The following is a 12,415-nucleotide window of genomic DNA, read 5'->3' on the forward strand; positions in this document are numbered from 1 at the left end:
CATAACTGGATCTATGCCCTTTTTTAGGTACTACGGCTTTTTTTAGGAATAAGCAAAGAAGAGGTTGAGCTGAGAGGAGGTCCGGTAGAGATGGGGAAGACATTAATTGACGTAAAGGACATTGTATTTCGTTATCACAAGGATGCGGACAAGCCCGCTTTAGATCAAGTGTCACTGCATGTGAATCAAAATGAATGGCTCGCCATTGTTGGTCATAACGGTTCAGGTAAATCCACACTTGCCCGTGTGCTGAATGGGCTCATTTTACCGGATGCTGGTACGGTCAAGGTTGGAGAGATTGAGCTCAAAGAAGAAAGTGTTTGGGATATTCGCAAAAAGGTCGGAATGGTCTTTCAAAACCCAGATAACCAATTTGTGGGCTCAACGGTTCGTGATGATGTGGCTTTTGGTTTAGAAAATAACGGGGTTGAGCGGGAATTGATGATAGAACGTGTAGATTGGGCTGTCAAACAGGTCAATATGCAGGAGTTTCTTGATCAAGAGCCGCACCATCTATCAGGCGGGCAGAAGCAGAGAGTTGCTATTGCAGGTGTGCTTGCCGCAAGCCCTGACATCATGATCTTGGATGAAGCAACATCAATGCTTGATCCGATTGGCCGTGAAGAAGTGTTAGAGACTGTTAGACTACTGAAGGAACAAGGAACAGTCACAGTCATTTCCATCACACATGATTTAGACGAGGCTGCCAAGGCAGACCGAGTCATTGTGATGAATGGCGGGAAGAAATTTGCCGAGGGAACGCCAGAGGAAGTATTTGAACTAGATGAACAGCTGGTTCAGATTGGACTTGATCTGCCATTCTCCTATCGATTGAGCAAGCAATTGAAGCAGCAAGGTGTGCCGCTTGCAAATGCCCATTTGACACAAGAAGGATTGGTGAAAGAGCTATGGACATTACGATCAAAGAATTAGAGCATCGTTATCAAATGAAAACGCCGTTTGAGCGTCTCGCTTTGTATGATGTCAATGCTTCCATCAAAGAGGGCAGCTATGTCGCTGTCATTGGTCATACGGGCTCTGGCAAGTCTACATTGCTGCAACATTTAAATGGATTGCTCAAACCAACGAAGGGGAGCATTGCGCTTGGAGAGACAGTTTTACAAGCCAATAAAAAGCAGAAGGATATGAAACCCCTCCGGAAAAAGGTAGGCATCGTGTTTCAGTTTCCTGAGCATCAGCTCTTTGAGGAAACCATCCTCAAGGATATCTGCTTCGGCCCGATGAACTTCGGTGTTCCTCAAGAGAAAGCAGAAGCGAAGGCGAAGGAGATGCTGAAACTGGTGGGTCTTCCTGAATCCCTATTATCTCGATCTCCCTTTGAACTAAGCGGTGGTCAAATGAGACGTGTGGCGATTGCTGGCGTTTTAGCGATGGAGCCAGAAGTGCTTGTGCTTGATGAGCCGACTGCTGGACTGGATCCACGCGGGCGGAAGGAAATTATGGACATGTTCTATGACCTTCATCAAAAGGCAAACCTCACCACGATCCTAGTCACACACAGTATGGAGGACGCCGCTCATTATGCGGATCAAATGATTGTGATGCATAAAGGGACAGTGAAGGCGACAGGCACACCGAGAGAGTTGTTTGCCAATCGTACAGACATGTCTTCGTTTGGTCTCGACCTCCCGGAAACGATTAAATTCCAGCAGACTGTAGAAGAAAAGCTAGGTATTACGTTTCCTAGGCCGCTTCTGACCATGGATGAAATGGCAGAAGCCTTAACAGCTCTTTATCAGGAGGACACGACATCATGATGGATAGTATGATTATCGGCAAATATGTGCCAGGTTCATCCTTTGTCCATCGTCTTGATCCAAGGACAAAGCTGTTATCAATTTTCTTTTTTGTCTTTATCGTCTTTTTTGCTAATAATTACATCACTTACGGGCTGTTAGGTGTCTTTACCATTCTTGTGGTGATGGTTTCTCAGGTGCCGCTATACTTTATTCTCAAGGGAATGAAGCCGATCCTATGGATTGTCCTGTTTACCTTTATTCTGCATATTTTCATGACAAAGGATGGCGCCTTGCTATTCCACTTTGGTTTTCTGAATATTTATGAAGAAGGTTTAAAGCAGGGGATCTTCATTTCACTCCGTTTTGTCTATCTCATTATGATGACGACACTTCTTACGTTAACCACAACGCCTATAGAAGTGACAGACGGAATGGAGAAGCTGCTGCACCCATTCCGTAAAATCAAACTGCCTGTTCATGAGCTTGCTCTCATGATGTCCATCTCACTTCGGTTTATTCCGACTTTACTAGAAGAGACGGACAAAATCATGAAGGCACAAATGGCTCGAGGCGTTGATTTTACAAGCGGACCTTTAAAGGATCGCATGAAAGCCATCGTTCCTTTGCTTGTTCCCCTTTTCGTCAGTGCGTTTAAGCGTGCAGAGGAACTGGCGACAGCGATGGAAGCGAGAGGCTACCGCGGGGGAGAAGGACGGACGAAATACCGTCAGCTTGTCTGGGGTATGAAGGACACGTTCACGCTGCTTCTATTCATCCTGTTAACAGCGCTCCTTGTGCTGCTTAGAAATTAGGTGATTCCTAGATGAAGGTCAAATGTACTGTATCCTACGATGGGACACATTTTAAAGGCTATCAGGTGCAGCCAGGGCAGCGAACCGTACAGACGGAGATCGAGTCTGCCCTTGCAAGAATGCACAAACAGGATGAACTGATTCCGATTGTGGCTTCCGGCCGGACAGACAGCGGTGTTCATGCAAAGGGACAGGTCATCCATTTTGACACCCCGCTCTCGATTCCGATGGAGAGATGGCCTTTTGCTCTCAACAGCCTGCTGCCGGATGATATCCGTGTTTTAAAGGCTGAGGAGGTCGATGACTCGTTTCATGCCAGATTTGGTGTTGTTTCGAAGGAGTACCGTTATAAGGTCTCAACAGAAACACACCAAAATGTGTTCACGAGACAGTATGCCTGCCACTATCCTTACCGGCTGGATATCGATAAAATGAGAGAAGCCGCTGAGCACTTAATTGGGACACATGATTTTACAAGCTTTTGTGCGGCCAATACAGAGGTTCAGGACAAGGTGAGGGATATTTATGCCCTTGAGTGGAAAAACGTCTCAGACGGGCTTGAAATGCGTGTGAGAGGGAATGGTTTTTTATACAACATGGTAAGGATTATCGCTGGAACGTTGCTTGAAATCGGTTCTGGTAAATTTCACCCTGAGGAGATAAAAGCCATGCTTGCCGCCCGAAATCGCGAAGCGGCAGGCAAGACTGCGCCTAGTCACGGACTGTATTTATGGGAAGTTTTCTATGACAACTAAACCAGGTGTAACATGTTCTTGACACAGGAAGCAGAAAGTTATAAGATATCATATGGTATGTATTTCAACCCCACAAATAAGCCCCGGAAGACTTATCTGTGTTTTGAAATAGAACGTAGCATTTGATTCAAGGAAAATTCATTGATTTATTTAGGAGGGAAACTCATGCGTACAACACCAATGGCGAACGCAAGCACAATTGAGCGCAAATGGCTAGTTGTTGATGCGGCAGGCAAGACTCTAGGTCGTCTTTCTACTGAAGTAGCATCACTTTTGCGCGGTAAGCACAAACCAACTTATACACCACACGTTGATACAGGTGATCATGTCATCATCATCAATGCTGAGAAAATCGAATTAACTGGTAAGAAATTGACGGACAAAATTTACTACCGTCACACTATGCACCCAGGTGGTTTGAAACAAAGAACTGCTCTTGAGATGCGTACAAACTACCCTGAAAAAATGTTGGAGCTTGCTATCAAAGGTATGCTTCCAAAGGGTCCACTAGGTCGTCAAATGTTCAAAAAATTAAATGTGTACCGTGGTTCTGAGCATCCACATCAAGCACAACAACCTGAAGTTTACGAACTTCGCGGTTAATTATAAGGGAGGTTAATAATTTGGCACAGGTTCAATATTACGGTACAGGTCGTCGTAAAAGTTCTGTAGCGCGCGTTCGCTTAGTTCCAGGTGAAGGCCGTATCGTCGTTAATAATCGTGAAATTACTGAATACATTCCATTCGCTGCTTTAATCGAAGACGTGAAACAGCCTTTGAACATCACAGAAACAGCTAACAGCTACGATGTTCTTGTAAATGTTCACGGTGGTGGATTCTCTGGTCAAGCTGGAGCAATTCGTCACGGTATCTCTCGTGCTCTTCTAGAAGTAGATCCTGAGTACCGTACATCACTTAAACGTGCTGGACTTCTTACTCGTGACCCACGTATGAAAGAGCGTAAGAAATACGGTCTTAAAGGCGCACGTCGCGCACCTCAGTTCTCAAAACGTTAATCAATTTTATATTGTATGGACGTTTTACAAAGGTTTGTTACAGACAAACCTTATAAAAAAAGCATCAGCATCCTGCTGGTGCTTTTTTATTTGTGTTTTTTTCTGTTTGGAAACATATAAAATAGGATCATAGCAAGGTTTCTGTTTAAAAAACGAAGTCTATGGAGGGTGTCATATGAATCTAACAACAGAAAGGTGTATCATTCGATCATTTTCTGAGGATGATTGGCATGATGTTTATGCATATACATCTGATCCGGCGGTAATGAAGTATATTCCGGAAGGTGTTTTTTCTAAAGAAAATGCGCAGGAATTTGTTAAAAATAATCGTCTTAAAACAGCTAAGAATTTTGCTGTTCTATTAAAAGTAGATCAGATATGCATCGGGCATATCGTGTTCCATCCAACCTTTGGTGAGCACACATATGAAATTGGGTGGGTCTTCAATTCTGCCTATCAAAACAAAGGCTATGCATCAGAAGCGGCTTATGCCGTTCTGCATCATGGTTTTCACACAATGAATTTACATCGAATCATTGCCACTTGTCAGCCTGAAAATGTGCCATCTTGGAGAGTGATGGAGAAAATGGGGATGAGGAGAGAGGGGGATTTTAAAAAATGTATACCACAAGGAAATGAGTGGTGGGATGAGTTTTACTATGCCATCTTACAAGAGGAATGGTTCGTGAAGAGGGCTTGATCAGTTTTCATGATATGAAGTATTTTGATGAAAAAGCAGCTGAACAAATCTTATATGAGAATGGTATTTTGGTAAGTGAAAACAGTCTTCCATCCATCATAGGAGGTGCTTTCATTGAATTTAAATCAATTGACATTGAGAGAAGCCGTGCAAGAAGACCTCGACAAAATCGTCTTCATGCTTTCAGATGATAAGTTAGGTCAAAAGAGAGAGCGTTACACTCGCCCATTATTAGAAAGCTATATCAAAGCCTTTCATTCAATCGATGCTGATCCAAATATTGAACTCATTGTTGCGTGTGACCAGGAAGAAGCAGTTGGTGTTCTTCAGTTAACCATGACGCCATTTCTTACACATCAAGGGGGATGGAGAGCATCCATTGAAGGAGTTCGTACGGCTTCGAGTCATAGAGGAAAAGGAGTCGGTTCGCTGCTTATCAAGTGGGCCATTCAACGCGCAAGCGACCGCGGCTGTCATATGATTCAGCTGACAACAGATAAACAGAGGCCAGAAGCACGCCATTTTTATGAGAAATTAGGGTTTGAAGCCACTCATGAAGGAATGAAGCTGCATTTGCCCCATGAATAAGGATATCAAGAAGCGGAGGATTTAAGAGCCTCTGCCTTTTTTGTGCCTTTATTTGAAATATTTGTTATATTTAATATATAAATCCTCTGTTATTTGGAAAGGAGAAACATGTTACTCAAAGTCGGTCTAGTTGTCATAGGTGTGGTCATACTTTACGTGGTGGTTCAAGTCTTGTTGTATAAAAGAGATATGAAGAAAACGAAGGAAGATCTTTTGACATTTGTCGCAAAAAACAAAAAGGACGTTTCAGTGACAATCATTGAAAATGATGATGTGGTGTTAGAATGGAATGCTGATCAAAAAACACCACTTGCAAGTACGGTGAAATTAGTGGTTTTATTTCATTTTGTTAAAGCTGTATCGAGCGGCGCCATTAAGCTAGAGGAAAAAGTGGCATTGTCTGATATAGAGCGGTTTTATATTGATAGAACAGACGGTGGTGCGCACGCGTACTGGCTGGAGGTCAATGATTTTTCTGAGCATGCGGCTTTATTAGATGTTGCCAAAGGGATGATGCAATTCAGTTCGAATGCTTGTACGGATTATTTGATTGACCGGCTGGGCTTAGAAAAGATCAATGATCAGATGAAACAAGCAGGTCTTACAGAACATGGTGAACTCATGCCGCTGACGCCGATGATTTTGTGGTCCGCTTATGTATCTAATCGTCGGCGGGATGCATTCAAGAAAATGAGCGGTGTATCCGAAGAACAATACAAATCTCTAATGAATGAGATTTTTAATATCATGAAAAATGACCCAGAGCATAAAAAGGCGTTAGAAGAAAAAATGAAAAAAAAGAACTTATTAGGGTGGCGTATACAATCATTACTGACGCAAAAAATGACAAAGTCTACAACCAATGAATATACATATTTTATGAAACGTCTTCATGACGAGCTGTTAACACCAGAAGAAAAGAGTCTTTTTAGCCAAATCGTACTGGGAGAAACATTGAAAAAGGAAACAGATCAATATTTTTGGTATAAAGGCGGAGCAACATTGTTTGTTTTCACAGGTGCTTTATATCGAAGAACAGATACATCCTCTATCTCCATCTCTCTTTTTATCAATGATCCGAAAGCGAACAATTCTCATTGGATTGGGGAAGTATTCAACGAATTTATGCTTACTGCAGCAGTGGATCAAAACTTTCGCCAACGATTGATTCAGGCTTTTACTAAATAATCATCAAAAAAACAGAGGGGCAAATCCCTCTGTTTTATTATTTCTGCATTGGAAACGCTTTGTATACATCTTGGCGTTTCTCTTTTGACTTCACAATTCCATCAACCAGTTCCTTTTGCCAAAGCGCTGTATCGTCTTTGTACTTTTTAAAAGAGTGAGGGAGCTTTTTTTCTAGCTGTTTTCTTTTAAACGTGACGGACGGTTCGTCGTTAGAGTTCATCTTGAGTGTTACTTGCTCTACATTATCGATAAGAATAAAAAGTGCGATGGCGTTGTATAAATACGTTTTTTCGACCGTGTCCTTTTGATCAAACCAGAAGGCGTCAAACTGTTCTTCTGTATAGCTGTCATTTTCTTTTACCCCATACGTGACGTTTAATGCTTTTCCATCGATGATTTCAAATTCACGAATTATGCCTCCAGGAAGATCTGATAAGATTGTACGAACGGCTGAATTGTCACCGAGATATGTGTTTTTGTGATTTGAAAGTTGTTTTAAGGCTATGTCTTCTATTCCTTTTATATCGCTTTTTTTCTCTGTGGCTTGACTGCTGCATGCAGATAGGACGACTGTTAATAGCAGCAGGATATATATCCATTTCTTCATTGATTTTGCCCCTTTATCATTCTTTCTATATGTAAATGTCTATTTTATCACAATTTTCCATTCTGATCGTTCACTGACCGTCATTTCCATTTACTGAACTGCATGTTTTGTTCAAACCAACGAACAATACAAAGAAAAAAGGAGTTCAGTCCATGGCAGAAGTACTTTCATTTTATCAATTGAAAACAAAACGAGATGTCACGCTTGAAAAGAAGCTTTTGCGTACATTGTCTCTTCAACAAGTAACGGCTGCTTCCGAGAAATTCACGAAGAAGCTGTTTCCATTTGCAGATGATCCAGCCGGTATTATGAGTGATGGCTGCATCGATTTCGCTATTGAAGCTTTTTTAGCTGGCGGGAGATACGGTGAGTCTAGTAAATACGGCGAATCGTTCGACGATATCAAGAAGCGGTCCTCTCAGGAGGAAACTGAGCTGATTGAAGAGCTGGCAGGATGCTTGCAATCGTGGGGGAATATGTTCCGAATGGAGCGGAAGATGTCGTGTTTGTATCCATCTGCGAAAGAATTTTTAAGCATGTGGTGGCAGGAAGGCTTTCGTGAATCAGAAAAAAGACACAAGCTTCGGCTGCAGTAAGCATATTTCCAGCCCTTGTCCCATATCTATAAAATAATGGTGTATGGGAGGGACAGGGATGAAAAGAAAGCTGAAGTGGACAGGGTTTTTAATTGGGTTTATTGTCCTCTTATTCTTATTCAGGTTTCAATTTCTAAATGATGATTCGTGGAAGTCGTGGAATTTGCCTCTAAGCGGGAAGATCATTTATTTAGATCCGGGTCACGGCGGCCCAGATGGCGGGGCTGTAGGAGGAGAGCTGCTTGAGAAAGAGATTGCACTGGATGTATCCATGAAGATACGTGACTATTTGCAGGAGCAGGGAGCGCTTGTTCTCATGACCCGAGAGGATGATTCTGATTTATCATCAAAGAATACAAGGGGATATGCCCGGAAGAAAGCCGAGGATTTAAGGAACCGCGTAAAAGTCATCAATGAGTCTGAAGCGGATCTCTATTTAAGCATTCATTTAAATGCGATACCATCTAACAAATGGAGCGGGGCTCAGACTTTTTTTTACGGAAAGTATGAAGAAAATGAAAAGGCAGCGAAGTTCATTCAAGATGAATTGCGCAGAAACCTTGAAAACACAGATCGAAAGGCGAAGCGGATCAACGGCATTTATTTAATGCAAAATGTCACAAAGCCAGGAGCTCTTGTGGAAATTGGATTTCTCTCCAATCCAAAAGAGGCTGGCCAGCTGGCAACACCTAAATATCAGGATCAAATTGCCGCCTCTATTTATAAAGGGATTTTAAGATATTTAACAGAGCAAAAAGAGCCGCCTGAATAAGGGGCTTTTTCCTTTTGATCGCAGGCAAACAGGACAGACATTGTAAGGATATGTATGATATACTTGGATTGTAAACGAATTCAATAAAGGGTGAGGTTCTGCTATGATCGGACAAGATGATGTGAGAAAACTAGTTGGGAAGATGGACGAACCTTTCCTTCATATACCGCTTGGTGAGCTGGATGCCATCAAGGAAATCAGCCTAAAGCCTGAAAAAGAGCATGTGAGCCTGAAGGTGGCTATTGCAAAAACAGGCACTGCTGAGCAGATGAAGCTGCAGCAAGACATCGTACAAGCCTTGAAATCAGCAGGCGCTAACACAGTAGGACTTCGTTTTGAGGAACTGCCTCAGGAAACACTTGAAAAGTTTATGCCATCACAAGAAGAGGAAGAAACCCTGCTTAACTCTAAAAACCCGCCTGAGTTCTTAGCGATTGCGAGTGGAAAGGGTGGCGTTGGTAAATCGACTGTTTCTGTTAACCTTGCTGTAGCACTGGCTCGTCTAGGGAAAAAAGTCGGGCTGATTGATGCTGATATTTATGGCTTTAGTGTACCGGATATGATGGGGATCACTGTCAGACCAACAGTTAAAGGGGAAAAAATTATTCCTGTGGAGCGCTTTGGAGTCAAAGTGATTTCAATGGGCTTTTTTGTTGAAGAAAATGCACCGGTTATTTGGAGAGGGCCGATGCTTGGAAAAATGTTAAATAACTTCTTCCACGAAGTTGAGTGGGGAGAATTAGATTACTTACTATTAGACCTTCCGCCTGGAACGGGAGATGTGGCGCTTGATATTCATACAATGCTGCCTAGCTGTAAAGAAATCATTGTTACTACACCGCATCCTACGGCTGCCTTCGTTGCAGCAAGAGCAGGCGCAATGGCACTGCAAACAGATCATGAAGTGCTCGGTGTCGTTGAGAATATGAGCTATTATGAAAGCAAAAAAACAGGTGAGAAGGAATACGTCTTTGGAAAAGGTGGCGGGGACAAGCTGGCTGAAGAGCTGCGAGTATCAGTCCTTGGCCAAATTCCTTTAAGACAGCCTGATTGGAATGAGGATGATTTCGCGCCTTCTGTCTATGATGCAAGTCATCCAACAGGAGAAGTGTATCAACACATTGCGAATAAAGTCATTGAACAATTAGCAGTGAAAGCATAATGAAAGCCCGAGTGGATGAATGCCACTCGGGTGATGTTTAACTGTCGCTTCCTTCGCTGCCTTGCGATCCGGAATCACTGCTGCTTTCAGATGCTGCCTTTTTGAGCTCATCTTCGAATTTCTTCTTATAAAGAGGGCTGCTTAATGTTTCCGTAATGACTTTTTCTAAGTGCTTTCTAAACTCTTTGCTTTTTACCAGTTCACCGTATTTCTTTTCCATCTCAGGATCCTTGAGAATATCCATCATTAGCTGTTGATAGTCAGGATCCTTCATTAACTGTTTTAACATCCTTTCATGCTGTTGCTGCATGGATTTTGCGAAAGTCTCGGCAAATTTAGAATCCTCAAAGACCTTCTTCCAGAACTCTTTGCCTTTATCAGAAGTCAGCGTTTTCTCTATCGTTTTTTTCACAGTTTGTTCATCCATTACCAAAGCTTCATTCATTGCCTCGTCATTTAATAACTGTTGAATGGCCTTTTTACCGTCATCTGTCTTTAATATATCGACGACCATTTTTTTTGTTTCGTCATAGTCCATATTAGATGAGGATTGGGTTTTGGGAGCACAAGCTGTTAGAGATAAAAGAAGAAAACAGCTCACTATACGCAAGATGCCTTTTGACATACTGTGGCTCCTTTCGTTACATGTCTTACTTTTAATATGAATGTTTCACGTAAATTTATACATAACAAAAATAGGGGTTGGATCAATTCAATGAAAAGTCGGGATTTAGTTCGTTTTTTCTTCTCTGTGCTAGCTGTTGGAGCGGTCATTACAAGCGTGGTAGGCTTTGCGCTGGAGTGGGGAAAATATCAGAAGCTTTTTATATCGTTTGAAATTCTAGAGATCGCATCTGTGTTGTTTTGGTTCATTGGTGTAGGGATGATCTTTAGTGTCATTAGCCAGATGGGGTTTGTTGTCTTCTTGACGGTGCACCGGTTTGCGTTAGAGATTTTCCGGTCACATTCTTTATGGAATACCATTCAGCTGTTTCTTGTGATTTTTGTGCTGTTTGATTTAGCTTACTTGCGATTTTTGTTTTTCGGGGAGAATGAATCATTTCTTCCATACTTGTGGCTGCCTTTATTTATCGGTGTGTTTGCTTTGATCGTGGCTTACTTTAAACAGCAGCAGTCCTCTAAGAAAACATTTATTTCTGCAATGTTTCTCATGGTCGTCATCACGTCGTTAGAATGGTTCCCGGCGCTCAGAGTCAATGAAGAGGACTGGCTGTATTTAATGCTGTTCCCGCTATTAGGCTGTAATGCCTTTCAGCTGTTAGCGATGCCGCGGTTTTCAAAAGCGAAAACTACTTAACTTCCGATGACTTTGTTTTCGTGTTGGAGATCAGTTCGCCAACCGTCACATTTTTTAAATGCTTTTCTTTTATTTGTTTCAAAATAGCAGGTAAGGCTTGAGCGGTTTGGGTTGCTGAATCTGAGGCGTGAAGGAGAACAATGTCTCCGCTTTTCATACGATCATTTACATTCTGAACAATCTGGTCGACACCCGGATTCAGCCAATCCTGTGAATTAATGCTGTAATGAACAACGGTATAACCGTACTGTGTGGCAATTTTCAGTGCTGTTTCGTTAAACTGTCCAGTTGGCGGTCTTAATAGTTGAATGTCATCCAGTCCAAGCTTTTGAAATGTATTTTGTGCACGGACAAGATCTTGCTTGATTTCACTATCCTCAAGCTGGCTATAATTTTTATAAGCATAGCCGAGGCTTCCAATTTGATGGCCGTCCTCCTTAATTTGTTTCACGATATCAGGATGACGCTCAGCCCAAGAAGCAGATAGAAAGAAAGTGGCGTTCTTTATACCGTACTCTCGAAGGACATTTAAAATAGGAACAGCCTTCTCATCCCCCCAGCCAATATTAAAAGTGAGAGAGATATGCTTAGATGAAGTCTCGCCTTTATAAATGGCTCGGGGTCCATGTTCAGTTTTAAATACCGACAGCGGCGGTGCCTTTTGTACATAAAAAAAGGTTGCAGCTGCAAGGGCTGCTACAAGAATAATGACAACTTGCTTCAGCCGTTTAATAGGCAACACATATAATCGACTCAATTCAAACACTCCTGCCTTGTCCAAGATTGTTACTTGATTGTATGCAGGACAAGGATTTAAGATGCTTATTAAAACTATTTCAAAAAAAGTTTTGAAAAGGCGTTGACCAAAAGAATGTTTTCGTGATATATTATTAATCGTCGCTGACACACAGTGACAAACACAAAACGCTTCGGGAAATAAACTTGAAAAAAGTTGTTGACATAAGATGAAGCGAAATGTTATATTATTAAAGCCGCTAAGAACGGCGAAGATGATCTTTGAAAACTAAACAAGACAAAACGTACCTGTTAATTCGAGTTTTTATAAAAAAATCCTATGATACTTCATAGGTAGTCAGTCAAACGCTGACGAAAAACAAAACTTCGGTTTTGTACTTTTTCG

The 12,415-nt window shown here is 42.0% G+C and carries 16 protein-coding genes; 13 read left to right on the plus strand and 3 right to left on the minus strand.

Features of this window, described 5'->3' with window-relative positions:
• The first annotated feature begins 90 nt into the window (after positions 1-90).
• The 9 genes from ACN6NB_RS00750 to ACN6NB_RS00790 all read left to right on the plus strand — a co-directional run bounded on the left by ACN6NB_RS00750 (position 91) and on the right by ACN6NB_RS00790 (position 6,819).
• A complete protein-coding gene (locus tag ACN6NB_RS00750) occupies positions 91-933 on the plus strand; it encodes an energy-coupling factor ABC transporter ATP-binding protein (protein ID WP_008356549.1) in 843 nt (280 codons plus the stop codon).
• Positions 909-1,778: an energy-coupling factor ABC transporter ATP-binding protein gene (locus tag ACN6NB_RS00755; RefSeq protein WP_039175989.1), complete on the plus strand. Its 870-nt coding sequence runs from the start codon at positions 909-911 to the stop codon at positions 1,776-1,778. Before ACN6NB_RS00750 ends, ACN6NB_RS00755 begins: the two co-directional genes overlap by 25 nt.
• A complete protein-coding gene (locus tag ACN6NB_RS00760) occupies positions 1,775-2,572 on the plus strand; it encodes an energy-coupling factor transporter transmembrane component T family protein (protein WP_034283880.1) in 798 nt (265 codons plus the stop codon). The genes ACN6NB_RS00755 and ACN6NB_RS00760 overlap by 4 nt, the downstream gene beginning before the upstream one ends.
• Before the next feature lie 11 nt (positions 2,573-2,583).
• Positions 2,584-3,327, plus strand: coding sequence for a tRNA pseudouridine(38-40) synthase TruA (gene truA, locus ACN6NB_RS00765; RefSeq protein ID WP_047203795.1), 744 nt, complete (start codon positions 2,584-2,586; stop codon positions 3,325-3,327).
• A gap of 165 nt (positions 3,328-3,492) precedes the next feature.
• Complete coding sequence (gene rplM, locus ACN6NB_RS00770) at positions 3,493-3,930, plus strand: 50S ribosomal protein L13 (RefSeq protein ID WP_003217042.1); 438 nt, start codon at positions 3,493-3,495, stop codon at positions 3,928-3,930.
• 20 nt (positions 3,931-3,950) lie between these two features.
• Positions 3,951-4,343, plus strand: coding sequence for a 30S ribosomal protein S9 (rpsI, locus tag ACN6NB_RS00775; protein ID WP_039175996.1), 393 nt, complete (start codon positions 3,951-3,953; stop codon positions 4,341-4,343).
• A gap of 175 nt (positions 4,344-4,518) precedes the next feature.
• Positions 4,519-5,043 carry a GNAT family N-acetyltransferase gene (locus tag ACN6NB_RS00780; RefSeq protein ID WP_064498595.1) on the plus strand — a complete coding sequence of 175 codons (525 nt, stop codon included), beginning with the start codon at positions 4,519-4,521 and terminating at the stop codon, positions 5,041-5,043.
• A gap of 114 nt (positions 5,044-5,157) precedes the next feature.
• Positions 5,158-5,631, plus strand: coding sequence for a GNAT family N-acetyltransferase (locus ACN6NB_RS00785; protein WP_081258467.1), 474 nt, complete (start codon positions 5,158-5,160; stop codon positions 5,629-5,631).
• 108 nt (positions 5,632-5,739) lie between these two features.
• Entirely contained in the window at positions 5,740-6,819 is a 1,080-nt protein-coding gene (locus tag ACN6NB_RS00790; RefSeq protein WP_239690735.1) for a serine hydrolase, read from the plus strand.
• Between the two features lie 37 nt (positions 6,820-6,856).
• On the opposite strand, the gene ACN6NB_RS00795 is transcribed toward ACN6NB_RS00790, so the two are convergent.
• On the minus strand, positions 6,857-7,426 hold the full coding sequence (locus ACN6NB_RS00795) for a DUF4825 domain-containing protein (RefSeq protein WP_327842531.1): 570 nt from the start codon (positions 7,424-7,426) through the stop codon (positions 6,857-6,859).
• Between the two features lie 152 nt (positions 7,427-7,578).
• Between ACN6NB_RS00795 and ACN6NB_RS00800 the strand changes: the two genes are divergently transcribed.
• The 3 genes from ACN6NB_RS00800 (at position 7,579) to ACN6NB_RS00810 (ending at position 9,956) form a co-directional block, all read left to right on the plus strand.
• Positions 7,579-8,022 carry a YbaK family protein gene (locus ACN6NB_RS00800; RefSeq protein WP_039176006.1) on the plus strand — a complete coding sequence of 148 codons (444 nt, stop codon included), beginning with the start codon at positions 7,579-7,581 and terminating at the stop codon, positions 8,020-8,022.
• Positions 8,023-8,080: 58 nt separating this feature from the next.
• Complete coding sequence (gene cwlD, locus ACN6NB_RS00805; protein ID WP_034283867.1) at positions 8,081-8,794, plus strand: N-acetylmuramoyl-L-alanine amidase CwlD; 714 nt, start codon at positions 8,081-8,083, stop codon at positions 8,792-8,794.
• Between the two features lie 103 nt (positions 8,795-8,897).
• Complete coding sequence (locus ACN6NB_RS00810; RefSeq protein WP_039176011.1) at positions 8,898-9,956, plus strand: Mrp/NBP35 family ATP-binding protein; 1,059 nt, start codon at positions 8,898-8,900, stop codon at positions 9,954-9,956.
• A gap of 37 nt (positions 9,957-9,993) precedes the next feature.
• Here ACN6NB_RS00810 and gerD read toward each other — a convergent pair whose 3' ends face one another.
• Positions 9,994-10,581, minus strand: a complete 588-nt coding sequence (gene gerD, locus ACN6NB_RS00815; protein WP_039176014.1) for a spore germination lipoprotein GerD — start codon at positions 10,579-10,581, stop codon at positions 9,994-9,996.
• A 90-nt stretch (positions 10,582-10,671) separates the two neighbouring features.
• Here gerD and ACN6NB_RS00820 point away from each other — a divergent pair, with 90 nt between their 5' ends.
• Positions 10,672-11,274 (plus strand): KinB-signaling pathway activation protein, encoded by a 603-nt coding sequence (locus tag ACN6NB_RS00820; RefSeq protein ID WP_039176017.1) that lies wholly within the window; start codon positions 10,672-10,674, stop codon positions 11,272-11,274.
• Here ACN6NB_RS00820 and pdaB read toward each other — a convergent pair.
• Positions 11,267-12,031, minus strand: coding sequence for a polysaccharide deacetylase family sporulation protein PdaB (gene pdaB / locus ACN6NB_RS00825; RefSeq protein ID WP_197202707.1), 765 nt, complete (start codon positions 12,029-12,031; stop codon positions 11,267-11,269). The genes ACN6NB_RS00820 and pdaB overlap by 8 nt on opposite strands.
• Between the last annotated feature and the right edge of the window lie 384 nt (positions 12,032-12,415).

The sequence above is a fragment of the Bacillus sp. 11B20 genome (assembly GCF_056098985.1).

Bases quoted from the DNA above. Each gene is read 5' to 3' on its own strand.
- ACN6NB_RS00750 (WP_008356549.1), top strand. From the start codon at position 91: ATGGGGAAGACATTAATTGACGTAAAGGACATTGTATTTCGTTATCAC.
- ACN6NB_RS00755 (WP_039175989.1), top strand. From the start codon at position 909: ATGGACATTACGATCAAAGAATTAGAGCATCGTTATCAAATGAAAACG.
- ACN6NB_RS00760 (WP_034283880.1), top strand. From the start codon at position 1,775: ATGATGGATAGTATGATTATCGGCAAATATGTGCCAGGTTCATCCTTT.
- truA (WP_047203795.1), top strand. From the start codon at position 2,584: ATGAAGGTCAAATGTACTGTATCCTACGATGGGACACATTTTAAAGGC.
- rplM (WP_003217042.1), top strand. From the start codon at position 3,493: ATGCGTACAACACCAATGGCGAACGCAAGCACAATTGAGCGCAAATGG.
- ACN6NB_RS00780 (WP_064498595.1), top strand. From the start codon at position 4,519: ATGAATCTAACAACAGAAAGGTGTATCATTCGATCATTTTCTGAGGAT.
- ACN6NB_RS00790 (WP_239690735.1), top strand. From the start codon at position 5,740: ATGTTACTCAAAGTCGGTCTAGTTGTCATAGGTGTGGTCATACTTTAC.
- ACN6NB_RS00795 (WP_327842531.1), bottom strand. From the start codon at position 7,426: ATGAAGAAATGGATATATATCCTGCTGCTATTAACAGTCGTCCTATCT.
- ACN6NB_RS00800 (WP_039176006.1), top strand. From the start codon at position 7,579: ATGGCAGAAGTACTTTCATTTTATCAATTGAAAACAAAACGAGATGTC.
- cwlD (WP_034283867.1), top strand. From the start codon at position 8,081: ATGAAAAGAAAGCTGAAGTGGACAGGGTTTTTAATTGGGTTTATTGTC.
- ACN6NB_RS00810 (WP_039176011.1), top strand. From the start codon at position 8,898: ATGATCGGACAAGATGATGTGAGAAAACTAGTTGGGAAGATGGACGAA.
- gerD (WP_039176014.1), bottom strand. From the start codon at position 10,581: ATGTCAAAAGGCATCTTGCGTATAGTGAGCTGTTTTCTTCTTTTATCT.
- ACN6NB_RS00820 (WP_039176017.1), top strand. From the start codon at position 10,672: ATGAAAAGTCGGGATTTAGTTCGTTTTTTCTTCTCTGTGCTAGCTGTT.